Source organism: Herbiconiux sp. 11R-BC (assembly GCF_049472555.1).
Classification (GTDB): domain Bacteria; phylum Actinomycetota; class Actinomycetes; order Actinomycetales; family Microbacteriaceae; genus Herbiconiux.
The window spans coordinates 65287-89899 of the sequence record NZ_JBCEBO010000003.1 but is presented as its reverse complement, the minus strand read 5'-3'; the positions used below and the strand labels follow the sequence as shown (position 1 = coordinate 89899).

The following is a 24613-nucleotide window of genomic DNA, read 5'->3' as shown; positions in this document are numbered from 1 at the left end:
CGGGAAATAGTGGGCAAGCTCGCGGAACAAATTCCGTGAAGTTGCAGCTTGACGCCGTTTTATGCGCGGTCTAGCATTCAAACACTGCATCAAGGCGCAAATTACCGCGCCGACGTCCTGAATGGAGAATCATGAGCAAAGACGCTCGTACACGAGGCGCACTCCGCCTTCTCGGTGTTCTCGCGGTAGCCACCACGGTGGCTGCCACGGCCGGCTGTTCCGCCTCCGGATCATCGGCTTCCTCCGATGGCCCCGTCACCCTCGAGTTCGCGCAGTGGTGGGAGCCGGAGCTTCCCGCCGGTGCACTGCGCGGCATCATGGACGACTTCGAGGCCGCCAACCCCGGCATCAAGGTGAACCTGCTGAGCGGCCCGTACGCGTCGACGAAGGAACAGCTCTTCGCCGGCGCCGCCGCCGGAACCATGTCCGACGTCGTCGGCCTCGACGGTGCCTGGGTGAGCGATTTCGCCAAGCAGGGCGCGCTCGCCGACCTGACGCAGCTGATGTCCGATGCCGGCTACGACGAGAGCCAACTGGCGAGCCAGATCAAGGTCGACGGCTCGACCTACATGATCCCGGCCGTCAACTTCGTCTATCCGCTGTTCACGAACGACGACCTCCTCGCGAAGGCGGGCGTCACCGCCCCGCCCTCGACCCGCACCGAGTTCTCCAACGCGGCCAAGGCCGTCACCGCCCTCGGCGACAACACCAGCGGCTGGATCCTCCCACTCTCGCAAGAGGCGCCCAACGGCATCCAGAACGACGTCATGTCGTGGGTGTGGGCCTCGGGCGGTTCCATGCTCAAGGACGGTAAGCCCGACCTCACCAACTCCGACGTCAAGAGCGCGGTCGAATTCGTGCAGGGCATGTGGAACGACGGATCGATCGCGCCCGGCTCGTTCACGATGAAGGAGCAGGACAAGGTCGAGGAGTTCGGCAACGGTCGGGTCGGCATGATGATCGACTCGCTCGCCCACATCAACCTCTTGCGCAAGAACGACCCCAACCTGAAGTTCAGCATCTCGGCCATCCCGGCGGCCGACGGCTTCACCGGCGAACGCGGCATCCCCTACGCCTCGTGGGGTCTGGGCGTCTCGGGAAGCTCGGCACACCCCGCCGAGGCCTTCAAACTCGTGTCGTACCTGATGAGCGAGAAGGTCAATGCCGATCTGTCGACCAAGGCGAACGCCTTCCCCGGCAACACGAAGTCGGTTCCCGACTTCTCGGGCAGCGACCCGCTGTTCCAGACGGCGTTCGACATCTACAAGAAGGGCTACCCGGCCAACGAGTTCACCGGGCTGCCGGTGGCCGAGGAGCTGATGCGCACCTTCGACACGCAGTTCCAGAGCCTCTTGAACGGCGACCAGTCGGTCGACGACACCCTCAAGAACGCTCAGAGCCAGTGGGAGTCGCAGTTCTAGCCTCGCGACTCTGAGGCTCCCGCTCCGAGCGTCCTCGTTCGAGCATCCCCGATCGGCCGCGTCGCGGTGACGCGCATCGTCGTACTCCCGCGACGCGGCCCCCATCTGAAGGAACCCGGCATGACACCGACGTCAGTCGACAGAACCCGGCCAGGCGCCGGCCGGCTCGCGAGAGCCCGCAGAGGCAGCGAACCGTACGCCTTCATCCTGCCCACCGCCGTACTCCTCACGGTGCTGATGATCGTCCCCATCGTCATGGTGATCGGCTACTCGTTCACCAACAACGTGATCACCAACAAGCACCCCCAGCTGGTGGGGTTGCAGAACTATCTCGAAGTGCTCGGCGACCCCGTGTTCCACACGGCGGTGATCAACACGACCGTGTTCACCGTCGGCAGCGTCGCGGCGCACCTCGTGCTCGGGCTCGCGTTCGCCATGCTGCTGAACACCCCCCTGCTCGGCCGGTTCACCAAAGCGCTGTTCCGCACCGTGTACATCCTTCCGTGGCTGTTCACCGCCGCGGTGATCGCGGTGCTCTGGCGGCTGCTGCTCAGCCCGAACGGCGTGATCAACTACCTGCTCGACTCCTCCGGAATCGCCGGCGGGCAGATCGAGTGGCTGTCGAACCCGAGCCTCGCCCTCGGATCGGTCACCTTCATCAACATCTGGGCGGGCTACCCGTTCTTCATGATCAGCCTGCTCGCCGGACTGCAGGGCATCCCTCAGGATCTCTACGAGGCGGCCACCGTCGACGGCGCCAACGGCATCCAGAAATTCTTCAGCGTCACCATCCCGCAACTGCGGCCGATCATCATCAGCATGCTGCTGCTCGACCTGATCTGGACGTCCCAGCAGTTCGCCCTGATCTGGATGACGACGGGCGGTGGCCCGATCAACGTCACCGAGATGCTGAGCACCTACACCTACAAGCTGGCGTTCAGTCGCTACGAGTTCGCCCTCGCCTCGACCAGCGCCGTCCTCGTTCTCGCACTGTCGATGGTCCTCGCCATCTTCTACGTGCGCCACCAGAGAGCACGTGACTGACATGACGATGACCAAGCGCGGCCGCAACCGCCTCCTCATGAAGGCCGGCGTCATCCTGGCCCTGATCGCCGGCGCCCTCTTCGCGGGTTTCCCGATCCTCTGGATGCTCTCGAGCTCCTTCAAGTCCAACGGCGAGATCTTCGAGTTCCCCCCGCGCCTGCTGACCGAGGACTTCTCCTTCAGCGCCTACATCTCGATCCTCACCGATCCGACCAAGGTGCGCTTCTTCGTCAACAGCTACGTCGTGGCCATCGCCGTGACCCTGCTCACCCTCGTGGTGGCCATCCTGGCGGCCTACGCCTTCAGCCGCTTCCAGTTCCGGGGCAAACGCATCATCAACGTGGTGATCGTGAGCGTGCAGGCCGTGCCTCCGATCACGCTGCTCATCCCGTACTTCGGGCTCGTGGTCGTGCTCGGTCTCTACAACACCTACCCCGGCCTGATCCTGACCTACATGGTGTTCACCCTGCCCTACGCCATCATCATGATGACCGGCTACTTCAACACCCTCCCGCGCGAACTCGATGAAGCGGTGCGGATGGACGGGGCCGGCTCCATGACGGCCCTCTGGAAGGTGCTCGTCCCGATCGCCGTGCCCGGCATCGTCTCGGTGGGCATCTACACCTTCATGATCGCCTGGAACGAGTACCTCTTCGCGCTCACCCTCACCAAGACCGAGGACATGCGCACGGTGCCGATCGGCATCCAGCTGCTGATGGGCCAGCACTCGTACCAGTGGAACGAGATCATGGCGATGAGCATCCTGGGTTCGATCCCGGTTCTGATCCTCTTCCTCTTCTTCCAGCGCTATTTCATGGGCGGTCTCGCCTCCGGCTCCGTGAAGAGCTGACCCCGGTTTTCCATTCCCCCCTGCCAACCACACAGAACAAGGAGAAACACCAGTGCTGATCACAGGAAAAGATCTGCTCGCCGTCGCCCACGAGAACTACTTCGCGGTGCCGGCCTTCAACATCAGCGATTGGGCGATGTTCAACGGAATCGTCGAGATCAGCGAGGAGGAGCAGTCCCCGCTGATCGTCGCGATCCATCCCGATGAGCTCAGTCACATCACGGCCGACCTGCTCCCCGCGATCATCGCCCGGTCGCACCGCGCCTCGGTGCCCGTGACCATCCACCTCGACCACGGGGCGAACTACGAGCAGGCACTCACCGCCATCCAGGCCGGTTTCAAGTCCCTGATGATCGACGGCTCGATGCTCTCCTTCGAGGAGAACGCGGCGCTCACCAAGCGCGTGGCGGAGACGGCGCACAAGGTGGGACTCTCCGTCGAGGGCGAGCTCGGCACCATCGGCAAGATGGACGAGGAGGCCGAGGACGGCGCGGTGGAGATCATCTACACCGACCCCGCCGACGCCGTGCGCTTCATCCAGGAGACCGGCGTCGACAGCCTCGCCGTGGCCATCGGCACCTCGCACGGCATCTACCCCTCGTGGTTGAAGCCCGCGCTGAAGCTCGACCTGCTTAAGGAGATCAAGGCGGCCACGGGCATCCCGCTCGTGCTGCACGGCGGTTCCGGCAACCCCGACGACGAGATCGCCGAGGCAGTGAAGCTCGGCATCAACAAGATCAACATCTCGAGCGACATCAAGCACGCCTACCACTCGAAGATGCGCGAGGTGCTGGCCGACGCCGGAGTGCGCGAGCCCAACACCATCCAGCCTCCCTCACTGGTGGCCATGAAGGAGACGGCGAAGCACAAGATCCGCCTCTTCGACGCCGCCGGAAAGGCCACACTGTACTGATGGACACAGAGATCGTGCTCGGACTCGGCGGCACCGTCGACTACGAGATCGACTGGGACGAGAGCCGTCTCGATGAGCTCATCCGCTGGTACGGCATCCAGCCCTCCGAGCTCTCGCGGCAGCTGCCGATCGAGTCCGAGCGCGATCTTCTCCGCACGCTCGCCGCCTTCATCGCCGACGGTGTGGGCGGAGAGCGGTTCGTGGCCTCCTCCGACATCGTGGAGCAGTTCGCGGCCCGCTTCGAGCGTCGCATCACCCTGGGCGGAACCTGCGTGCGCGCGGCGATCGCCCTCGACCGCTTGGGCGTGCCGAGCACCGTGCATCTGGTCTCGATCGACGATCACGTGCGCCGGCTGCTGCCCGCCTCGGTCTCGGTGATCTGCAGTGCCGCCCACGACAGCACCGACCCTCATCTCATCGTGCAGTACCCGGCCGGCGCCTCGCTGCGCGTCGGCGACCAGCTGTACCGCGCGCGGCATCCGAATCGGATCATCTACACCAACGATCCGCCCAACCGATCACTCGTGATCAGCCCCGAGCTTCCGTCTGCCGTCGCCACGGCGGCGCTGTTCCTCGTCTCCGGGTTCAACACCATCCAGAGCGAAGCCGTGCTCGAAGCCCGTCTCGACAGCGTCGTCGAGGCGATCGGAACGATTCCCGAGACCGGCCTCGTCGTCTACGAGGACGCCGGATATCACCTTCCCGAATACACCGAGCCGGTACGCCGGCGACTGCTCGGCGCGGTGGACCTCTGGAGCATGAACGAAGACGAGCTGCAGCACTACCTCGGCCGCACCGTCGATCTGCTCGACGCGGAAGACGTGCGCTGGGCGCTCGTCGACGTGAGGCGGGCCTTCCCCGGCCCGGCGCTCGTCGTGCACACCCGGCACTGGTCGGCGGTGCAGGCCCCGGATGCCGGCCGCTGGGCGGCCGCGGTGCAGGGCGGCATCACCATGGCGAGCACACGGTACCTGCACGGAGACGACTGGAGCGACGCCGACTATCGCGCGACCGGCCTGCTCCCCCGGCAGAAGGACGCGGTCACGCTGGCCGACGCGCTGCACGCTGACGCCGGCGATGAGCTGCTCGTGGTGCCGGCGTTCGAACTCCGCACCGACACCCCGACCACCATCGGGCTGGGGGACTCCTTCGCCGGCGGCCTCATCGAAGCCCTCAGCCGCGAGACCCGGCTCTAGGCCGGCAGACCCGGCCTAGGCCGGGAGAGCCGGCTCTAGGCCGAGACCGACGGAGACGACGGCGCCGCGGCGGTGGAGCGCTGGCGGTCGGCCAGAACCCGGGCGTCGTTCTTCTTGATCTTCGCCTCGTTCGAACGGAACTGCACGTAGAGCGGCGAGGCGATGAAGATCGTCGAGTAGGTGCCGACGATGATTCCGATCAGCAGCGCGAGCGAGATGTCGCGCAGCGTGGCCGCGCCCAGCACGAACGAACCGATGATGAGGATCGACGCCACCGGCAGCGCGGCCACGATCGAGGTGTTGATCGATCGTACGAGCGTCTGGTTCACCGCAAGGTTCACCATCTCCCCGAAGGTCTGCGTGCCCCGCTCCCCCATGCTCGCCGTGTTCTCACGGATCTTGTCGAAGACCACCACCGTGTCGTAGAGCGAGTAGCCGAGGATGGTTAGGAACCCGATGACGGCCGCCGGAGTGATCTCCAGACCGGTGAGGCCGTAGACGCCCGCCGTGATCACGAGGTCGTGCAGCAGGGCGATCAGGGCCGCCGCCGCCATCTTCCAGGTGCGGAAGTAGATCGCCATGAAGATCGCCACGAGCACGAGGAAGATCACGAGACCGCGAATGGCCTGGGTGGTGATGTCCGCGCCCCAGGTGGCGCCGATGAACGACACCGTGACGTCGTTCGGGGTCACGTCGTAGGCCGTGGCCAGTGCATTCTGCACGGCCGTGCTCTGTGCCGGGTCGAGCTCGTCGGTCTGCACGCGGATGGCATCCGTGCCGAGGGTGCTGACGCGCGGGTTCACACCGGGCTGGGCCTGGTTGACGGTGTTCGTCGCCAGGGTCTGGTCGAGGTTCGAGACCTGCGACACGGTGAACTCCGAGCCGCCGCGGAACTCGATGCCGAACTCGTAGCCGCCGCGGAGCCAGGGCCCCACGAGCGCGATGAGCACGAGGACCGCCGAGATGATGTACCACAGGCGACGACGGCCGATGAAGTCGATCGATCGCTTGCCGGAGTAGAGGTCGTTTCCGAACTGGGAGAAGCTGGCCATCAGGAGTTCTTCCCCTCGTCGGTGCTGGGTTTCGAGTCGGTGGTTCCGGCCTTCGCCGAGGTCCCGGCGAGCTCCGCCGCCTTGCGCTCGGCGATGGTCTGGCGCTTCTGCACCTCACGGCTCGACGAGCCCTTCTTGGCCGCGGAGACGGTCTCGGACGGTGCCCGGAACTGAGCGCGCCCGCGGTAGACCGCTCCGAGCGCACGCGGGTCGAGGCCGCTGAGCTTGTGCCCGTCGCGGAAGAACGGCAGCTCAGCGAGCAGCGTCATCAGCGGATGCGTGAACAGGATCACGACGAGGATGTCGACGATGGTCGTCAGGCCGAGCGTGAACGCGAAGCCGCGAACGTTTCCGACGGCCAGCACGTAGAGCACCGCAGCCGCGAGGAAGTTGACCGTGTCGGAGGCGGTGATCGTGCGCAGGGCACGCTTCCAGCCCGACTGCACGGAGGAGGTCAGAGCCTTCCCCTCGCGCAACTCGTCGCGTATTCGCTCGAAGTACACGATGAAGGAGTCCGCGGTGATACCGATGGCCACGATCAGACCCGCGACGCCCGCGAGCGAGAGCCGGAAGTCGATGCGCCACGACATCAGGGTGACCAGCAGGTAGGTCAGCGCGGCGGCGATCACGAGCGAGGCGATCGTGACGAGGCCGAGCAGGCGGTACTGGATCAGCGAGTAGATGATGACCAGCAGCAGACCGATCGCGCCGGCGATGAGGCCGGAGAGCAACTGAGTCGATCCGAGGGTCGCCGAGATGGCGTCCTTCGACTGCACCGTGAAGGCGATCGGAAGGGCGCCGAACTTCAGCTGGTCGGCGAGCGACTGCGCCGAGGTCTGCGTGAACGACCCGGAGATCTGCGCGCGTCCGTCGGTGATGACGCTGTTCGTCGAGGGGGCGGTGATGACCTTGCCGTCGAGCACCACGGCGAACTGGTTCTGCACGCCGGTGAGCCCGTAGAGGCGGGTGGTGACATCCGAGAACTGCTGGGTTCCGGTGCTGTCGAAGGTGAGGTCGACCACCCACTGGCCCGTCGAGGAGCCGTTCTGGGTGGTGGCCACGCCGGCGGTCGCATCCGAGATGTTCGCGCCTTCGATCTCCACCGGGCCGAGGAGGTACTTCACCCCGTTGGAGTCGCAGGTGACGAGCGGCTCGGCGGCGGGCGCGAGGCCGGCGTTGTCGGCCTGGGTCGAGGCGCAGTCGAAGTTGTCGTACTCGGCCTGCAGCGCCGGGGTCACCCAGGCGAGGTCGCTCGCGTTCGTGGGCTGGGCCGTCGGCGTGGTCGAGAGATTCGGGTCGACCGTGGGGGTCGGGCTGCCCGCGGCGACCGAGGAAGCCACCGACGCCAGCAGCACCGGGCGGAACTCGAGCTTCGCCGAGGACTCGATGCGGTTGAGCGTGGCGTCATCCGGAGTGCCCGGAATCGACACGACCACGTTCGAGGAGCCCTGGGTGGTCACCTCGGCCTCCGACACACCGCTCGCGTCGACACGCTGACGGATGATCGACACGGCCTGCGTGAGCTGGTCGGAGGTGACGGTCTGCCCCTGCTCGGTGACCGGCGTGAGGATGATCTGCGTTCCGCCCTGCAGGTCGAGCGCGAGCTTCGGCGCCCACGTCGCAGTGCTCCAGATCACACCGCCCGCGATGGTGCCGACGAGGACCGCGAAGAGGACGACCAGCCAGATGAGCGTTCTCCACGCCTTCTTGACCGCGGTAGTTTGTGCCACCTAAGTTACTCAGCTTTCTGTGCCGCTCGAGCGCCCTCGCGGCGAGCGTAGATCTGGAGGGGACGAGTGTTACTCGTCGCCCTTCTTCTTGTCGGTCTTGTCGGCAGCGGACGTGTCGGCGGCAGGGGCGTCCGTGCTGGTGTCGGCTGCGTCGTCGATGCGCTCACCGTAGGCCGGCTCGCTCTCGTCGATGTGGTCGGGCGAGGTCTCGATCTCGGCCAGGGGCGAGGGGGTGACGACGCGAGTGACGGTCTGGCGGTGCACGGTGAGAACGGTGCCGGGAGAGGTCTCGACCAGAACCTTGTTCTCTTCTTCGTCGATCGCGAGGATCGTGCCGTACACGCCGAAGTTCGTCATGACCTCCGCGCCCACGGCCACCTTGCTCTGCAGTTCCTGAGCATCGCGCTGACGCTTGCGGCTGTTGCGGAACATGAAGAACACCAGCACGGCCAGAACGACCAGCATGCCGATGGTTAACGGATCGAGGGTCATGAAGAAAGACGCCTTCCAAATGGGGGTGGGGTTGATGGCCAGGGCACATCATAGCTACGGGTCCTGAAGACCAGCTTGAATTATAGGTCATCCCCGAAGAGCGCGTCTGCACCGCGCTTCAGGCCGAAGTGCGCCCAGCCCGCTTTCGTGGCCACCCGGCCGCGCGGAGTGCGCGAGAGCAGACCGATGCGCACGAGGAAGGGCTCGACCACGGCCTCGATGGTGTCGGCCTCCTCGCCGACCGAGACCGCGAGCGTGTTGAGGCCGACCGGACCGCCGTCGAAGCGCTCCAGGATGATGGACATCACGGCCCGGTCGAGGCGGTCGAGACCGAGTTCGTCGACGTCGTAGAGCTCGAGCGCGGCCCGCACGGCGGAGAGCGTCGCGCCTCCCCCGTCGACCAGCGCGTAGTCGCGTACCCGCCGCAGCAGGCGGTTCGCGATGCGCGGTGTACCGCGGGAGCGCGAGGCGATCTCGCGCAGCGACTCCTCGTCGATGGTCACCGAGAGCAACTGCGCAGCCCGGTGGAGCACGCGCACGAGTTCTTCCGTCTCGTAGAACTCGAGGTGCGCTGTGAAGCCGAAGCGGTCGCGCAAGGGGTTGGGCAGGAGGCCGGAGCGGGTGGTGGCGCCGACGAGGGTGAACGGGGCGAGATCCAGCGGGATCGACGTCGCGCCGGCGCCCTTGCCCACCATGATGTCGATGCGGAAGTCCTCCATCGCCAGGTACAGCATCTCCTCCGCCGAGCGGGCCATGCGGTGGATCTCGTCGACGAAGAGCACCTCGCCGGGAACGAGCGAGGAGAGCACCGCCGCGAGATCGCCGGCGTGCTGGATGGCGGGGCCCGAGGTGAGCCGGAGAGGCCGTCCGCTCTCGTGCGCGACGATCATCGCGAGAGTCGTCTTGCCGAGGCCGGGCGGGCCGGCCAGCAGGATGTGGTCGGGCGTGCGTCTTTCGATCGCCGCCGCATCCAGCAGCAGCTGGAGCTGCCCTCTGACCTTGCGCTGCCCGACGAATTCGGCGAGGGAGCGCGGCCGCAGGGCGCCCTCGAAGGCGATCTCGGTCTCCGACTCCACCTCAGGGTTCACCAGATCTTCACCATCGAACGCCGCTGTCATCGCGACGCCCCCCGGTTCTGGGCCGGGCCGAGCACGGCGAGGGCGAGGCGGAGCAGGGCCGGCACGCTGTCGGCGTCGGCCGGGGATGCGGTCTCGAGAACTTCGTCGACCGCAGCGGTGGCGTTGCGCTCCTGCCAGCCGAGCCCCACGAGGGCGCGCTCGACGTCGGCGCGCACGCTCCGCGCTCCGCCGTTCTGCGGCGTGCTGGCCGGTGCCGCGTGCACGGCGATCTTGCCGGCGAGCGAGAGCACGATGAGCTTGGCGGTCTTGGGGCCGATGCCGGAGACCTTGCGGAAGGCGCTGTCGTCTTCGCGGGCGACCGCCGTGGCGACCTCTCCCGGCGACAGCTCGCTCAGCACGCCGAGGGCGGACTTCGGGCCGACCCCGGTCACGCCGACGAGCAGCGAGAAGATGTCGAGAGACTCCTGGTCGGGGAAGCCGAACAGGGAGAGGCTGTCCTCGCGCACGATCAGGCTGGTCAGCAGCGTCGCCTCACTGCCGGTGCGCAACAGGAACGCGTGCCCGGTGGTCACGTTCACGGCGAAGCCGACCCCGCCGACGTCGATCACGGCGGTGCCTCCGGCTACGGAGAGGACGGTGCCGCGCAACGCAGAGATCATCGGGCCAGCTTATGCCGGGCGGTGCGCCCGGCCGTGCCTTGCTCGGCGGCGCGCCACGCCCGTTGCGCCGCGGTGAGCCCCGCGGTGGGGGCCGCGGATGCGCGGGGCAGCGTCGATCCGCTCGTCGCCCCGGTCACCGGTGCGCCCAAGGGGATTCGCCAGGCGTGGCAGATGGCCAGGGCGAGGGCGTCGGCCGCGTCGGCGGGCTTCGGGATGCTCTCCAGCCGCAGCACCTTGGCCACCATCGTTCCCACCTGCTTCTTGTCGGCCTGGCCGTAGCCGGTGATGGCGGCCTTCACCTCGCTCGGCGTGTGCAGCCCCACGGTGAGCGACCGGCTCGCCGCAGCGAGCAGCGCGATGCCGCTCACCTGAGCGGTTCCCATCACGGTGCGCACGTTGTGCTGCGCGAACACCCGCTCCACGGCCACGCTGTCGGGCCGGTGCTCGTCGAGCACGGCCTCGATGCCGCGGGAGACCAGGAGGAGACGCTCCTCGAGGGGCAGCTCCGGGCTCGTCGTGATGACCGAGACGTGCACGAGCACCGGAACGCGGGTGCTCGACACGTCGACGATGCCGATGCCGCAGCGGGTGAGTCCGGGGTCGATGCCGAGTACGCGCATCCGTTCTCCGTTCCTCTCCCGGCCGGACTCCGCCCGCTCGATCAGTCTTCTTCGAGCTCGGCCTGGACCTCGGGCGTGATGTCGAGGTTCGTGTACACGTTCTGCACGTCGTCGGAGTCTTCCAGCGCGTCGATCAGGCGGAACACCTTGCGCGCGGTCTCGGCGTCGGCCTCGACCTGCAGGCTCGCCACGAACTCCACATCGGCGGAGTCGTAGTCGATGCCGGCCTCCTGAAGCGCGGTGCGGGCGTCGACCATCGCGGAGGGCTCGGTGAGCACCTCGAACGACTCGCCGCGATCGGTGACCTCCTCGGCTCCGGCATCCAGCACGGCGGCCAGCACGTCGTCTTCGGTGAGGCCGTCAGCGTGCGCGACGGTGATCACGCCCTTGCGGGCGAAGTTGTAGGCGACGCTGCCCGGGTCGGCCATGGTGCCGCCGTTGCGGGTCATCGCGGTGCGCACGTCGGCCGCCGCACGGTTCTTGTTGTCGGTCAGGCACTCCACCAGCAAGGCGATGCCGTTCGGGCCGTAGGCCTCGTACATGATGGTGTGGTAGTCGATCGACTCACCGGTGAGGCCGGCGCCGCGCTTGATCGCGCGGTCGATGTTGTCGTTCGGAACAGAGGTTTTCTTGGCCTTCTGCACCGCGTCCACCAGCGTGGGGTTGCCGGCCATGTCGGCACCGCCCATCTTGGCGGCGACCTCGATGTTCTTGATCAGCTTGGCGAACGACTTGGCACGGCGCGAGTCGATGATCGCCTTCTTGTGCTTGGTCGTCGCCCACTTGGAATGTCCGGACACGAAAATCTCCTTCAGGAATCGGGCACAAGTCTACGCGAGAGCGTCCTCAGGGGCGGGATGAGCGCGCGGTGCCGTTGTCGAAGCCAGCCACTTTCTGAAGGAAGTACTGGTGGAAGCGGTAGTCGGCCGTCATCTCCGGGTGGAACGACGTGCCGAGGAGGTTGCCCTGCTCGACCGCCACCACCGTTCCGTCATCGAGGGTCGCCAGCGCGGTGGCCCCGGGGCCGAGCTCGGCCACCACCGGGGCGCGGATGAAGATCGCGTGCATCGGCGGATCGCCGAGCACCGGAACCGAGAGCTCGGCCTCGAACGACTCGGTCTGACCGCCGAAGGCGTTGCGGCGCACGGCCACATCGAGACCGCCCAGGCTCTCCTGGCCCCGGATGCCGTCCACGATACGGTCGGCGAGCATGATGAGGCCGGCGCAGGTGCCGTACACCGGCATCCCCTCGGCGATGCGGCGCTTGAGCGCCTCGGCCACACCGAAGGCGCGCGAGAGCTTGTCCATCACGCTCGACTCCCCGCCGGGGATCACGAGGCCCGAGATCGCAGCGGCTTCTTCCGGGCGGCGCACGGTCACCACCTCGGCTCCCAGCCCGCGCAGCACGGAGACGTGCTCGCGGAAGTCGCCCTGGAGAGCCAGGACTCCGACGGGTCGCGCGGCGCCCGCCGCGCCCTCTTGGTGACCCTGCGGGTTACCAGCCACGCTCGGCGAGCCGGTGCGGCGCGGGGACGTCGGCCACGTTGATGCCGACCATCGCCTCGCCGAGACCGCGCGAGACCTCGGCGATGACGCTCGGGTCGTCGTAGAACGTCGTGGCCTTCACCACGGCCGCCGCGCGCTTCTCGGGGTTGCCCGACTTGAAGATGCCCGAGCCCACGAACACGCCGTCGGCGCCGAGCTGCATCATCATGGCCGCGTCGGCCGGAGTGGCCACGCCACCCGCGGTGAACAGCACCACGGGGAGCTTGCCGGTCTCGGCCACCTCGACCACGAGGTCGTAGGGGGCCTGCAGTTCCTTGGCCGCCACGTACAGCTCGTCCTTCGACATCGACGACAGCGCCGCGATCTCCGACTTGATCTTGCGGATGTGCTTGGTGGCCTCCGAGACGTCGCCGGTGCCGGCCTCGCCCTTCGAGCGCACCATCGCGGCGCCCTCGTTGATGCGGCGGAGTGCCTCGCCCAGGTTGGTGGCGCCGCAGACGAAGGGAACCGTGTAGTCCCACTTGTCGATGTGGTTCACGTAGTCGGCGGGGCTCAGCACCTCGGACTCGTCGATGTAGTCGACGCCGAGCGACTGCAGCACCTGCGCCTCGACGAAGTGGCCGATGCGGGCCTTCGCCATCACGGGGATGGAGACCTCGGCGATGATCGCCTCGATCAGGTCGGGATCGCTCATGCGGGCCACGCCGCCCTGGGAGCGGATGTCGGCGGGCACGCGCTCGAGGGCCATCACGGCCACCGCTCCGGCGTCTTCGGCGATGCGCGCCTGCGCGGCCGTCACGACGTCCATGATGACGCCGCCCTTCAGCATCTCCGCCAGACCGCGCTTGACGCGGCTGGACCCGAACTGGTGTGTGGTGCTCTCGCTCATCATGTCCTCTCAGAAACCAGAAGAATTCTACTGCCCGGGCGCGCCGGCCACCGGCCACGCCGCCTGGATCTCCGCACGCACTTCGCCGAGCAACTGCGGCAACGCCTTCGTGCGGGCGATGATCGGGAAGAAGTTGGAGTCCGACATCCACCGCGGCACGATGTGCTGATGCAGGTGACCCGCCACGCCCGCGCCGGCGACCCGGCCCTGGTTCATGCCGATGTTGAAGCCGTCGCAGCGCGACACCGCCTGCAGCACGCGCATCGCGGTCTGCGTCAGGGTCCCAATCTCCTCGACCTCCTCGGGCGTCGCCAAATCGTATGTCGCCACGTGACGGTAGGGGCACACCAGCAGGTGACCGGAGTTGTAGGGGAAGAGGTTCAGCAGCACGTAGGCGTGCGTGCCGCGCGCCACGATGAGCCCTTGCTCGTCGGAGAGCGACGGCGCCCGGCAGAACGGGCACTCGTCGATGTGCGGCTGCTCCCCGCCCTGGATGTAGACCATGCGGTGCGGCGTCCAGAGCCGCTGGAAGGCATCCGGGATCGCCGCGAAGTCCTCGGAGGACTCGACCTCGACCGGACCGTCCATCAGTGTCCGCCCGCCATCACAGCTGACCGGCGGTCGTCACCTGCTGGTGCGACGCCACGGCGGCCACGATCCGCTCCACGGCCTCGTCGACGGCCACGCCGTTCTCCTGCGAGCCGTCGCGGAAGCGGAAGCTCACCGAGCTGTTCGCGGTGTCCTCCGCGCCGGCGATGAGGAGCACGGGCACCTTGTCTTTGGTGTGCGTGCGGATCTTCTTCTGCATGCGGTCGGCCGAGTCGTCGAGCTCGGCGCGGATGCCGCGCTTCTTGAGCTTTCGCACCACCTCGGCCAGGTAGTCGGCGTGATCGTCGGAGATCGGGATGGCCACGACCTGCACCGGGGCGAGCCACACCGGGAAGGCGCCCGCGTAGTGCTCGAGCAGGATGGCGAAGAAGCGCTCGATCGAACCGAGCAGCGCGCGGTGGATCATCACCGGCTGCTGACGGGTGCCGTCGGCAGCGGTGTACTCGAGTTCGAAGAGTTCAGGCTGGTTGAAGTCGAGCTGGATGGTCGAGAGCTGCCAGGTGCGGCCGATCGCGTCGCGCGCCTGCACCGAGATCTTCGGGCCGTAGAACGCCGCTCCCCCGGGGTCGGGCACGAGCTCGAGGCCGGAGGCGAGAGCGACCTCGCGGAGCGTCTCGGTGGCGGTCTCCCACATCTCGTCGGTTCCCACCGACTTGTCGGGGTCGCGGGTGGAGAGCTCGAGGTAGAAGTCCTCGAGCCCGTAGCCGCGCAGCACGTCGAGCATGAAGTCGATCTGGCGGGTGAGCTCCTCGCGCACCTCGCCCGGCGTCACGTAGATGTGCGCGTCGTCCTGGGTGAGACCGCGCACGCGGGTGAGGCCGGAGAGCGTGCCGCTCTTCTCGTAGCGGTAGACGGTGCCGAATTCGGCCAGGCGCAGCGGGAGCTCGCGATAGCTGCGGCCGCGCGCCCGGAAGATCAGGTTGTGCATCGGGCAGTTCATCGGCTTCAGGTAGTAGTCCTGCCCCTGCTTCGTGACGTTGCCCTCGGCATCCGACTCCTGGTCGAGATGCATCGCCGGGAACATGCCCTCCTTGTACCAGTGCAGGTGGCCGCTGGTCTCGAACAGGTGTGCCTTGGTGATGTGCGGCGTGTTCACGAGCTCGTAGCCGTTGGCGATGAGCTGCTCGCGCAGGTAGTTCTCGATCTCGGAGCGGATGATGCCGCCCTTGGGGTGGAACACCGCGAGACCGGAGCCGATCTCGTCGGGAAAGGAGAAGAGGTCGAGCTCGGAGCCGAGCTTGCGGTGGTCGCGCTTGGCGGCCTCCTCGAGGCGCGTCTGATAGGCGCGCAACTCGTCTTTGGTGGGCCAGGCGGTGCCGTAGACGCGCTGCAGCTGCTTGTTCTTCTCCGAGCCGCGCCAGTAGGCCGCCGCGAGACGGGTGAGGGCGAAGCCGTTGCCGATCATGCGGGTGTTCGGCAGGTGCGGGCCGCGGCAGAGGTCTTTCCAGACGGTCTCGCCGGTCTTCGGGTCGACGTTGTCGTAGATGGTGAGTTCGGCGCCGCCGACCTCCACCGACTCGCTCGCGGCGTTCTCGGCCTCGTCGATGCCGTCGGCGCTGCTGCCGCCCTTGAGGCCGATGAGCTCGAGCTTGTAGGGCTCGTCGGCGAGCTCGGCACGGGCCTCGTCTTCGGTCACGACGCGGCGCACGAAGCGCTGGCCGGCGCGCACGATGCGCTCCATGCCCTTCTCGATGGCCTTGAGGTCTTCGGGCGTGAACGGCTCGGCCACGTCGAAGTCGTAGTAGAAGCCGTCGGTGACGGGCGGGCCGATGCCGAGCTTGGCCTCGGGGTTGATGGCCTGCACGGCCTGGGCCGCCACGTGGGCGGCCGAGTGGCGCAGGATGGCGAGGCCGTCGGGGCTGTCGATCGTCACCGGCTCCACGGCATCCGTCTCGGTCACCGTGGCGGCGAGGTCTTTCAGCTCGCCGTTGACCCGCATGGCCACGACGGCCCGGTCGGTGAAGTGATCGAATCCTGTTGCCACGGGTGAGGGCTCCTGCCTAGGTGAAAGACGACCAGACAATCCTACCGACGGCGGGGGCGGCTCAGTCCCAGTCGAGGTAGTCCTCGATGGCCCAGGCGGTCTCGCCGATGTGCGTGGCGGGGAAGCCGTGGCCGGCGCCGTCGATGGTCACGACGCTCACGAGACCCGGCGCGGCCGCCTTCAGCGCGTCGCCGTTGGCCGGCGGCGTGACCGCGTCGTCGGCGCCCTGGATCACGAGCACCGGGATGCCCTCGGGCTCCGGGAGACCCGTGGCGTCTTCGACACCGAGGAGGATGATGCCGTTGACGCGATCGTGGTGATCGCGCGCGACGATCCGTGCGAGCGAACCGCCCGCGCCGTGGCCGCCGATCCAGGCGTCGGCCACGCCGATCTCGTCGAGGCGGGCCAGCACCTCGTGCGGCTCCCCCGCTTCGATGCGCACCACCCGGAAGTCCTCCGAGGCCACCGAGTGGGCGAGCCCGGCCAGATAGCCGATACCCTCCCCCGGTTCGGCCAGCAGCACGACGGCGGGTCCGGCACCCTCCTCGGCGTAGGGAAGCGGCGCGTCGGTCATGGTGTCTCCTCACGATCCCGGGATGAGAAAAGGCCCCCGAACGTCATCGGGGGCCTCTTGCGTGGTGGGCGATACTGGGATCGAACCAGTGACCTCTTCCGTGTCAGGGAAGCGCGCTACCGCTGCGCCAATCGCCCAATGCTCTTCTGATGATAGAGCCTTCGGTGGAGTGGAGGTGGCGACGGGATTTGAACCCGTGTGGACGGCTTTGCAGGCCGCTGCCTCGCCTCTCGGCCACGCCACCCAGTTCGTGCACGAGGAAACCAGGTGGTTCCCATGACGAGTAACTTCACTCGAGCGGATGACGAGATTCGAACTCGCGACCCTAACCTTGGCAAGGTTATGCGCTACCACTGCGCCACATCCGCATTTGCTCGCATTTCTGCGTGCGGAAGAAACTCTATCCGATTCATTCAGCGTTAGCCAAATCGTCACAGGCCGGGTGTGTCGCCCGCCCGATGTGCACGAAGCACCCCTCGGCATCCGGTACTATCGATAACTGTCCAGGGCGATTGGCGCAGTTGGTAGCGCGCTTCCTTCACACGGAAGAGGTCATCGGTTCGAGTCCGGTATCGCCCACCACGACACAGCGGAAGGCCCCCAGATCAGTTCTGGGGGCCTTTTGCTTTGCCTCCCACACGTGTGTGAAGCGCCGCGGCGGCGATAGCGCTCACTCGTAGGGAGCGGGGGCCGAATCACCCTCCCCTGGCCGCACGACGAGAACGGGGCGCCATCCCGAAGGATGACGCCCCGCTCGCGGTTCGCCCGAAGGCGGACGGAGACTAGACAGTCTCGAGCACGTAGCCCTCTTCGCCGTGCACGACGGTGTCGACGCCGGCCACTTCGTCTTCGTTCTTGATGCGGAAGCCCATCGTCTTCTGGATGACCCAGCCGATGACGAACGCCAGGATGAAGGAGTAGAACAGCACCGAGAAGGCACCGAGCGCCTGGGCACCGAGCTGCGAGAACGGCGTCGCGTCGCCGGCCGAGATGCGGTCGATGAGGCCGATTCCGGTGCCGAAGATGCCGATGTAGAGGGTTCCGATGAGACCACCGACGAGGTGGATGCCCACGACGTCGAGCGAGTCGTCGAAACCGAGCTTGAACTTCAGCTCGATCGCGAGCGCACAGACGGCGCCGGTGACCAGACCCAGCAGCATGCCCCAGCCGGGCGTCAGGATGTTACAGGCCGGGGTGATGGCGACGAGGCCGGCGACGGCGCCCGACGCGGCACCGATCGAGGTGGGCTTGCCGTCCTTGATCTTCTCGACGACGAGCCAGCCGATGATGGCGGCCGCGGGGGCGGCGAGGGTGTTGATCCAGGCCAGGGCGGCGATGCCGTCGACACCGGCTTCGGAACCGGCGTTGAAGCCGAACCAGCCGAACCACAGCAGTGCGGCGCCGAGGAGGGTGAGCGGCACGTTGTGGGGCTTCTGGATGCCCTTCTGGAAGCCGACGCGACGGCCGAGCACGAGGGCGAGTGCGAGACCCGCAGCACCGGCGTTGATGTGCACCGCGGTACCACCGGCGAAGTCGTTCACGCCGAGGAGGTAGACGATCCAGCCACCGTCGGTGAGCTTGCCGTCGGTGAGGGTGAAGTTGAACACCCAGCTCGCGACGGGGAAGTAGACGACGGTGACCCAGATACCGGCGAAGACCATCCACGCACCGAACTTCGCGCGGTCGGCGATCGCACCGGAGATGAGGGCGACAGTGATGATCGCGAAGGTCGCCTGGAAGCCGGCGAAGGCCAGCATGTTCAGGTTCGGCGTTCCGCCGTCACCGCTGGTCAGCAGCGGCTCCATCAGGAAGTTGGTGAACGGGTTGCCCAGCACGTGCGGGATGACCCAGTCGGCGCCCGAGGTGAACGACAGGCTGTAGCCGTAAAGCACCCACAGCACTCCGACAAGGCCCATGGCCCCGAAGCTCATCATCATCATGCTGATGACGCTCTTGGCCTTCACCATGCCGCCGTAGAAGAACGCCACACCCGGCGTCATGATCAAAACGAGCGCGGCGGCGACCATCAGCCATAGGGAATTTATGACGGTTGTGGTGTCCATGCGTAAATGGTTACCTCTCTATAACGTGCTGGCGGGTACTTCTGAACTGCTGTGTTGCTCACGGCTAGCACGGGGCCGATGGCGCAATTACAGGCAAGGGAAGTCTGCCGAAGAGAGGTTTCGCCGGACGACTATCTATGTGTACGTCGTGTTACGCGGCAAGGCCTTGTGTAAACATCGTGTTTCGGGAGCCGGGAAATCCGGTGGGAGATCGGCCCCTGGTTCAGAGGGTGGCGGAAGCGATGAGCCGGGAGACCGCGCGCAGGTACTTCTTGCGGTAGCCGCCGTTCATCATGTCGCCCGCGAAGACCTCGTCGAGCGGGGTTCCGGAGGCCAGGATGCGCACCTGGGCGTCGTACACCCGGTCGACGAAGGCCACGAAGCGCAGCGCATCCGTCTGGTTGGCGAAAGGGGCGACATCCCTCAGGGCGATGACGTCGACGTCTTCGACGAGCCGCACGTAGCGTGAGGGGTGGATGCTGCCGAGGTGCTGCACGAGGGCGCCGAAGTCGTCGGAGGTGATGCGCTCCCCCGCCTCGGCGCGCTGCTCGACGGCGACGGCCAGCTCGGCGTCGGAGCCGAAGGCGACGGCGTGGCCCTCGATGTCGCGCCGACGGTAGTCGAGACCGTCGATTCGGAGGATCTCGAAGCGGTCGGCGATGGCCTGGATCTCACGCAGGAAGTCGCTCGCGGCGAAGCGGCCCTCACCGAGTGCGTTCGGCGGCGTGTTCGAGGTGGCGGCCAGGCGCGTGCCCTTCGCGACGAGCTCGCCGAGGAAGCGGGTCATCAGCATGGTGTCGCCCGGGTCGTCGAGCTCGAACTCGTCGATCGCGACGAAGGCGGCGCCGGTGAACAGCTGCACGGCCCCCGCGTAGCCGAGGGCCCCGATGAGGGCGGTGTACTCGATGAAGGTGCCGAAGTACTTCGGACCCGGCGCCGCGTGCCAGAGCGCGGCGAGCAGGTGGGTCTTGCCCACGCCGAATCCGCCGTCGAGGTAGATGCCGGGTTTCGCGGCGGGGATCTTCTTGCCGCGGCCGAAGAACCCTCCGGCCTTGGCGGGCTTCCAGCCCTCGGCGAAGGCGCGGATCTTCGCCAGCGCCTCGCCCTGCGACGGGTAGTCGCGGTCGGGCCGGTAGCTCTCGAAGGTGGCGCCGTCGAACTGGCGCGGCGGCACGAGGGTCTTGGCCAGCTCGGCCGCCGACATCGCGGGTGTGCGTTCCGTCAAGCGCGGGACAACCGCCTGCCGCTCTTCAGTCATCGGGATCCGGGCCGTTCGTTCGTGTCGAAGTCTTACGCCACCATGGAAGTACGAACACAGACGCGGAATGCTTGAATTCGTCAGGCAGTTGTATTGAGCCTAAACCGCCAGGAGGTACCACCATGCCCGTTGCACCCGATCCCTTCGAGAAGTTCGCCGGCTACGCGCATCCGGAGCGCCTGGTCTCGGGCGACTGGCTCGAGGCCCGCCTCGGTGAGCCCGGGCTCGTGATCGTCGAGTCCGACGAGGACGTGCTGCTCTACGAGACCGGCCACATCCCCGGTTCGGTCAAGATCGACTGGCACACCGACCTCAACGACCCCGTGCTGCGCGACTACATCGACGGCGCCGCGTTCGCCGCCCTCGTCGGCGGCAAGGGCATCTCGCGCGACGACACCGTGGTGATCTACGGCGACAAGAACAACTGGTGGGCCGCCTACGCGCTCTGGGTGTTCACCCTCTTCGGCCACGAGGACGTGCGCCTGCTCGACGGCGGCCGCGACAAGTGGATCGCCGAGGGCCGCCCGATCACGACCGACCGCCCGGCTCCGGATGCGGTGGACTACCCGGTCGTCGAGCGCCACGACGACGAGATCCGCGCCTTCAAGGACGACGTGCTCGCGCACCTCGGCCACCCGCTGATCGACGTGCGTTCCCCCGAGGAGTACAGCGGAGAGCGCACGACGGCGCCCGCCTACCCCGAGGAGGGCGCGCTGCGCGCCGGCCACATCCCGAGCGCCGCGAACGTGCCCTGGGCCCGCGCGGCCGCGGAGGACGGCACCTTCAAGCCCGTGGCGGAACTCGACGAGATCTACCGCAGCGAAGCCGGGCTCGGTCTCGACGGCTCGGAGCCCGTGATCGCCTACTGCCGCATCGGAGAGCGTTCCAGCCACACCTGGTTCGTGCTGACGCACCTGCTCGGCTTCGAGAACGTGCGCAACTACGACGGCTCGTGGACCGAGTGGGGCAGCGCCGTGCGCGTGCCCATCACGACGGGCTCCGAGCCCGGCGCGGTGCCGGCGAAGTAGAGCGATACTGGAAGGGATGACCGACACGACCCTGCCCACCGCCCTCGCCGACATCCGCGACGACTTCCTCGCCCTCGAACAACGGGAGCGGCTGGAGATGCTGCTGGAGTTCTCGAACGAACTGCCGGAGCTCCCGGAGCGCTACCAGGAGCATCCGGATCTCTTCGAACGGGTCGTTGAGTGCCAGTCGCCGGTGTTCATCTTCGTCGAGGTCGACGACGAACGCGTGGTGCACCTGTTCGCCACCGCGCCGAAGGAGGCCCCGACCACGCGCGGCTTCGCGTCGATCCTCGTGCAGGGGATCGCCGGCCTGACGGTCGACGAGGTGCTCGGCATCCCCGACGACTTCCCGAACACGCTCGGACTCACCGCCGCGGTTTCACCGCTGCGCATCCGGGGCATGACGGCGCTGCTCGGGCGCACCAAGCGTCAGGTGCGCGAGCGGATCGCCGCCTGAGCGCTCGATCGCTCAGAGCCCCTGGGCGGTGAGCCAGCCGTCGATCGCGGCGTTCCACTTGGCGCGGTCGTAGTTCCAGAGCTTCGTGTGGCGCGCCACCTGGAAGGGCACGAAGGTCACCAGGTCGGGTCGAGACTCGGCGAGCCGCCTCGAGCCGCTGACGGGCACGTAGCCGTCGTCGTCGCTGTGCAGGATGAGCAGCGGCACGTCGACCTCGCCGGAGCGCTTCACGAAATCGAGCCGGTCGAGGTCGAGGGGCTCCTCCTGACCGGTGATGACGCTCCCCCAGCCGTGGGTGATCGTGGCGAAGGCGGCGTCGCCGACGAGATCGGGGATGCGGCGCATCCGGCCCTGGAAACGCAGCACCTCGTGCCAGTCCACGGCCGGGGAGTCGAGGGCGATGGCGCGGATGCGGTCGCGGTGCACGGCGCGCCCCATGGCCTGCAGGGCGATGGTGCCGCCCATCGACCAGCCCATCAGCACGATGTCGGTGGCCCCGTTGTCGACGGCGAAGGTGATGGCGGCGTCGAGGTCCTGCCACTCGATCTCGCCGAGCGCGTAGCGGCCGTCGGAGGAACGGGGCGCGTCGCCGTCGTTGCGGTAGGAGATGAGCAGCGAGGTGTAGCCGCGCTGCCGGAACACCGGCACCGCCCGGATGGTCTCGCCGCGGCGCACCCCGCGGCCGTGCACCTGGATGACCCACTTGGATCCTCCCCCCGCCGAGGCGAGCGCGGGGTCGGCGGGCACCAGCCAGGCCGGCGCGGGGCCGACCGGCGTGAACACCTCGACCTCCTCGACCGGCACGTCGAGCTCGCGCGGGTGGATGTAGTACCAGCCGCTGATGCGCCCGTGCCGCGCCGCGGTCAGATCGCCGTAGTCCACGGCGATCACCGAGCGCACCACGACTCCGTCGGAGACCGAGAGCACCTCGCCGATGCGCGCGTGCCCCGTGTCGCCGGAGAAACGCAGGCTGTAGAGACCGGGCAGGATGGCGTCGGCCGAGACGGAGAGCGACACGGTGCCCGCGCGCGGGTCGTAGCCGAGGATGCGCACGTCGTCGATGGGCAGCGACGGGGTGACGATGGCCCGCGAGAGCCGGGCGGTGACGACGGCGCCGGCGGCCGCGGCCAGGGCGGCGAGCGATCCGCCCACGAGCGCGACGACGGCCCAGCCGGGAACCCGGGCGGGCCCGGATGACTTCTGACTCACGAGAAACACCCCTTCGAGCAGGAATCCGCGGCGCCGGGATCGTTCTCCGGCCGCGAACAGATGCCGCATCACCGTGCGGCGTGCCTTCGCCGCCCGGAACGTAAAGAACTCTAGTCTGCAGACGTGGCCGATTCCCCCTTCACCCCGGACATTCCGGCGGCGTTCGGCGCAGCGCTCGATTCGCTGCGGCGGGCAGACACGCGCGAGGAACTCGTCGTGCACGAGATCCCCGCCCCCGCGAATCTGGCGCCGAACGCGGTGGCCCTGGCCGCCGACGTGACGCCGGCGCGGCACGGCTCCGATTCGGAGCTCGGCACCGGCCGGTTCATCCTGCTGCACGACGAGTCGCGGCCGGAGGCCTGGGGCGGCGAGTTCCGGGTGGTCTGCTTCGCGCAGGCGCCGCTCGAGACCGAGATCGGGCTCGACCCGTTCCTGGCCGACGTGGCGTGGTCGTGGCTCGTGGATGCACTGGACGCACGCGGCGCCAACTACACGGCAGCCTCGGGCACCGCCACGAAGATCATCTCCACCGGCTTCGGCGAGCTGTCCGCCCAGGGCGACGGGGCGCAGATCGAGCTGCGCGCATCCTGGACCCCCACCGACCACAACCTCCAGGCCCATGTGGAGGGCTGGAGCGAACTCCTCTGCATGCTGGCCGGTCTGCCCCCTGTCGTCGATGGTGTGACGATGCTGCAGACCAGGCGAGCGCGACGCGACTGAAGAAGACGTGACTGACGAAGAACCGAACGACCACCTCATCGAGACCCCCGTCCGCACCGTCATCTCGACGGTGGACGAGTTCCACGACGCCGTCGAGGCGATCGCACTCGGCACCGGCCCCATCGCGGTCGACGCCGAGCGCGCGAGCGGCTTCCGCTACTCGCAGCGGGCCTATCTCATCCAGCTCTACCGGCGCGGCGCCGGCACCTTCCTGATCGACCCGCCCGCCATCGAGGAGTTCGCTCCCCTGCAGTCGGTGATCGGCGACCTCGAGTGGGTGCTGCACGCGGCGAGCCAGGACCTCGCGTGCCTGCGCGAGGTGGGCCTCGACCCGACGACCGTCTTCGACACCGAGCTCGCCGCCCGGCTGCTCGGCATCCCGCGCGTGGGCCTCGGCACCGTCGTGGAGGAGCTCCTCGGCATCCATCTCGCCAAGGAGCACTCGGCCGCCGACTGGTCGACCCGGCCGCTGCCCGCCTCCTGGCTGGAGTACGCCGCGCTCGACGTGGAGCTGCTGATAGACCTGCGCGACGCCATGGCCGTGCTGCTGCGCGAGCAGGGCAAGGAGCGCATCGCCGCGGAGGAGTTCGCCGCCGTCGTCGCGAAAGAGGAGAAGACGCCCCTGGCCGAGCCCTGGCGCCGGCTCACCGGCATCCACGCCCTCCGCGCCGATCGTCACCTCGCCGCCGCGCGCGAGCTGTGGCTCGCCCGCGACGAGCTGGCCCGGGAGACCGACATCGCCCCGGGCCGCCTGGTTCCGGATGCCTCGCTCATGGTGGCCGCTCGCGCCCTGCCCACCTCCCGACGGGAGCTCGCCGCCCTCAAGCAGTTCTCGGGGCGGGCGAGCCGCTCGGAGATCGACCGCTGGTGGGCGGCGATCGAGCGCGCCCTCACCACCGACGACATCCCGGTTCACCGGCGCGCGGGCGACACGCTGCCGCCGCCACGCAGCTGGGCGGACCGCAATCCCGAAGCGGATGCGCGCCTGAAGAACGCGCGCGCCGCTCTGGCCGCCGTCTCCGAGGAGCACGCGATCCCGGTGGAGAACCTCCTCACCCCCGACTTCCTCCGGCGCGTCTCCTGGAACGCACCCGATCCGCTCACCGTCGAGACGGTCTCCGAGGCCCTCCGCGAGCTCGGGGCCCGGCCGTGGCAGATTGAACTGACTGCACAGCCGATCCTGCAGGCCTTTGTCGATGCCCACCAAAAGGTCGAGACCGCTCCGGAAGCCGATTCGTAGGAAGAAGCAAACGATTCCGG

At 67.8% G+C, this 24613-nt stretch carries 24 protein-coding genes and 4 tRNA genes; 10 read left to right on the top strand and 18 right to left on the bottom strand.

Features of this window, described 5'->3' with window-relative positions:
- The first annotated feature begins 131 nt into the window (after positions 1 to 131).
- From VD659_RS08910 to VD659_RS08890, 5 genes are all read left to right on the top strand, one after another.
- Positions 132 to 1421: an ABC transporter substrate-binding protein gene (locus tag VD659_RS08910; RefSeq protein ID WP_423260762.1), complete on the top strand. Its 1290-nt coding sequence runs from the start codon at positions 132 to 134 to the stop codon at positions 1419 to 1421.
- Positions 1422 to 1541: 120 nt separating this feature from the next.
- Positions 1542 to 2465, top strand: coding sequence for a carbohydrate ABC transporter permease (locus VD659_RS08905; RefSeq protein ID WP_423260761.1), 924 nt, complete (start codon positions 1542 to 1544; stop codon positions 2463 to 2465).
- Position 2466: 1 nt separating this feature from the next.
- Entirely contained in the window at positions 2467 to 3315 is an 849-nt protein-coding gene (locus tag VD659_RS08900) for a carbohydrate ABC transporter permease (RefSeq protein ID WP_423261087.1), read from the top strand.
- Positions 3316 to 3367: 52 nt separating this feature from the next.
- The gene (locus tag VD659_RS08895; protein WP_423260760.1) at positions 3368 to 4228 is read left to right on the top strand and encodes a ketose-bisphosphate aldolase; all 861 of its coding nucleotides are present in this window, start codon (positions 3368 to 3370) and stop codon (positions 4226 to 4228) included.
- Positions 4228 to 5424 (top strand): ADP-dependent glucokinase/phosphofructokinase, encoded by a 1197-nt coding sequence (locus VD659_RS08890; protein WP_423260759.1) that lies wholly within the window; start codon positions 4228 to 4230, stop codon positions 5422 to 5424. The genes VD659_RS08895 and VD659_RS08890 overlap by 1 nt, the downstream gene beginning before the upstream one ends.
- A gap of 35 nt (positions 5425 to 5459) precedes the next feature.
- Here the strand turns inward: VD659_RS08890 and secF are convergent, their stop codons facing one another.
- The 15 genes from secF to VD659_RS08815 form a co-directional block, all read right to left on the bottom strand.
- On the bottom strand, positions 5460 to 6476 hold the full coding sequence (gene secF / locus VD659_RS08885) for a protein translocase subunit SecF (protein WP_423260758.1): 1017 nt from the start codon (positions 6474 to 6476) through the stop codon (positions 5460 to 5462).
- Positions 6476 to 8206, bottom strand: a complete 1731-nt coding sequence (secD, locus tag VD659_RS08880; protein ID WP_423260757.1) for a protein translocase subunit SecD — start codon at positions 8204 to 8206, stop codon at positions 6476 to 6478. The genes secF and secD overlap by 1 nt, the downstream gene beginning before the upstream one ends.
- A gap of 69 nt (positions 8207 to 8275) precedes the next feature.
- The gene (gene yajC / locus VD659_RS08875; protein WP_423260756.1) at positions 8276 to 8698 is read right to left on the bottom strand and encodes a preprotein translocase subunit YajC; all 423 of its coding nucleotides are present in this window, start codon (positions 8696 to 8698) and stop codon (positions 8276 to 8278) included.
- An 80-nt stretch (positions 8699 to 8778) separates the two neighbouring features.
- Entirely contained in the window at positions 8779 to 9816 is a 1038-nt protein-coding gene (ruvB, locus tag VD659_RS08870; protein WP_423260755.1) for a Holliday junction branch migration DNA helicase RuvB, read from the bottom strand.
- A complete protein-coding gene (gene ruvA / locus VD659_RS08865) occupies positions 9813 to 10436 on the bottom strand; it encodes a Holliday junction branch migration protein RuvA (protein ID WP_423260754.1) in 624 nt (207 codons plus the stop codon). Before ruvA ends, ruvB begins: the two co-directional genes overlap by 4 nt.
- Positions 10433 to 11056, bottom strand: coding sequence for a crossover junction endodeoxyribonuclease RuvC (gene ruvC / locus VD659_RS08860; RefSeq protein WP_423260753.1), 624 nt, complete (start codon positions 11054 to 11056; stop codon positions 10433 to 10435). Before ruvC ends, ruvA begins: the two co-directional genes overlap by 4 nt.
- 41 nt (positions 11057 to 11097) lie before the next feature.
- Complete coding sequence (locus tag VD659_RS08855; RefSeq protein ID WP_137835776.1) at positions 11098 to 11856, bottom strand: YebC/PmpR family DNA-binding transcriptional regulator; 759 nt, start codon at positions 11854 to 11856, stop codon at positions 11098 to 11100.
- A 46-nt stretch (positions 11857 to 11902) separates the two neighbouring features.
- Positions 11903 to 12562 (bottom strand): pyridoxal 5'-phosphate synthase glutaminase subunit PdxT, encoded by a 660-nt coding sequence (gene pdxT, locus VD659_RS08850; protein ID WP_423260752.1) that lies wholly within the window; start codon positions 12560 to 12562, stop codon positions 11903 to 11905.
- Positions 12552 to 13451 (bottom strand): pyridoxal 5'-phosphate synthase lyase subunit PdxS, encoded by a 900-nt coding sequence (gene pdxS, locus VD659_RS08845; RefSeq protein ID WP_137835778.1) that lies wholly within the window; start codon positions 13449 to 13451, stop codon positions 12552 to 12554. Before pdxS ends, pdxT begins: the two co-directional genes overlap by 11 nt.
- A gap of 27 nt (positions 13452 to 13478) precedes the next feature.
- The gene (locus VD659_RS08840; protein WP_423260751.1) at positions 13479 to 14039 is read right to left on the bottom strand and encodes an HIT family protein; all 561 of its coding nucleotides are present in this window, start codon (positions 14037 to 14039) and stop codon (positions 13479 to 13481) included.
- A 16-nt stretch (positions 14040 to 14055) separates the two neighbouring features.
- Positions 14056 to 15999 (bottom strand): threonine--tRNA ligase, encoded by a 1944-nt coding sequence (thrS, locus tag VD659_RS08835; RefSeq protein WP_423261086.1) that lies wholly within the window; start codon positions 15997 to 15999, stop codon positions 14056 to 14058.
- Between the two features lie 106 nt (positions 16000 to 16105).
- The gene (locus VD659_RS08830) at positions 16106 to 16618 is read right to left on the bottom strand and encodes an alpha/beta fold hydrolase (protein ID WP_423260750.1); all 513 of its coding nucleotides are present in this window, start codon (positions 16616 to 16618) and stop codon (positions 16106 to 16108) included.
- A gap of 62 nt (positions 16619 to 16680) precedes the next feature.
- Positions 16681 to 16755, bottom strand: a tRNA-Val gene (locus tag VD659_RS08825).
- 33 nt (positions 16756 to 16788) lie between these two features.
- A tRNA-Cys gene (locus VD659_RS08820) sits at positions 16789 to 16862 on the bottom strand.
- Positions 16863 to 16914: 52 nt separating this feature from the next.
- A tRNA-Gly gene (locus VD659_RS08815) sits at positions 16915 to 16986 on the bottom strand.
- 138 nt (positions 16987 to 17124) lie between these two features.
- On the opposite strand from VD659_RS08815, the gene VD659_RS08810 reads away from it, so the two are divergent.
- Positions 17125 to 17200: transfer RNA gene (locus VD659_RS08810), tRNA-Val, on the top strand.
- Between the two features lie 200 nt (positions 17201 to 17400).
- Here VD659_RS08810 and VD659_RS08805 read toward each other — a convergent pair.
- Together VD659_RS08805 and zapE are read right to left on the bottom strand one after the other, a co-directional pair.
- Entirely contained in the window at positions 17401 to 18681 is a 1281-nt protein-coding gene (locus VD659_RS08805) for an ammonium transporter (protein ID WP_137835783.1), read from the bottom strand.
- Between the two features lie 223 nt (positions 18682 to 18904).
- Positions 18905 to 19939, bottom strand: a complete 1035-nt coding sequence (gene zapE, locus VD659_RS08800; protein WP_423260749.1) for a cell division protein ZapE — start codon at positions 19937 to 19939, stop codon at positions 18905 to 18907.
- A gap of 122 nt (positions 19940 to 20061) precedes the next feature.
- Between zapE and VD659_RS08795 the strand changes: the two genes are divergently transcribed.
- Both VD659_RS08795 and VD659_RS08790 read left to right on the top strand, forming a co-directional pair.
- On the top strand, positions 20062 to 20967 hold the full coding sequence (locus VD659_RS08795; RefSeq protein WP_137835785.1) for a sulfurtransferase: 906 nt from the start codon (positions 20062 to 20064) through the stop codon (positions 20965 to 20967).
- 16 nt (positions 20968 to 20983) lie between these two features.
- Positions 20984 to 21424: a SufE family protein gene (locus tag VD659_RS08790; RefSeq protein ID WP_137835786.1), complete on the top strand. Its 441-nt coding sequence runs from the start codon at positions 20984 to 20986 to the stop codon at positions 21422 to 21424.
- 12 nt (positions 21425 to 21436) lie between these two features.
- On the opposite strand, the gene VD659_RS08785 is transcribed toward VD659_RS08790, so the two are convergent.
- Positions 21437 to 22633, bottom strand: a complete 1197-nt coding sequence (locus VD659_RS08785) for an alpha/beta hydrolase family protein (protein ID WP_423260748.1) — start codon at positions 22631 to 22633, stop codon at positions 21437 to 21439.
- Positions 22634 to 22756: 123 nt separating this feature from the next.
- Between VD659_RS08785 and VD659_RS08780 the strand changes: the two genes are divergently transcribed.
- The gene (locus tag VD659_RS08780; protein WP_423260747.1) at positions 22757 to 23353 is read left to right on the top strand and encodes a DUF3000 domain-containing protein; all 597 of its coding nucleotides are present in this window, start codon (positions 22757 to 22759) and stop codon (positions 23351 to 23353) included.
- A 7-nt stretch (positions 23354 to 23360) separates the two neighbouring features.
- The gene (locus VD659_RS08775; RefSeq protein WP_423260746.1) at positions 23361 to 24593 is read left to right on the top strand and encodes an HRDC domain-containing protein; all 1233 of its coding nucleotides are present in this window, start codon (positions 23361 to 23363) and stop codon (positions 24591 to 24593) included.
- Positions 24594 to 24613: the final 20 nt, after the last annotated feature.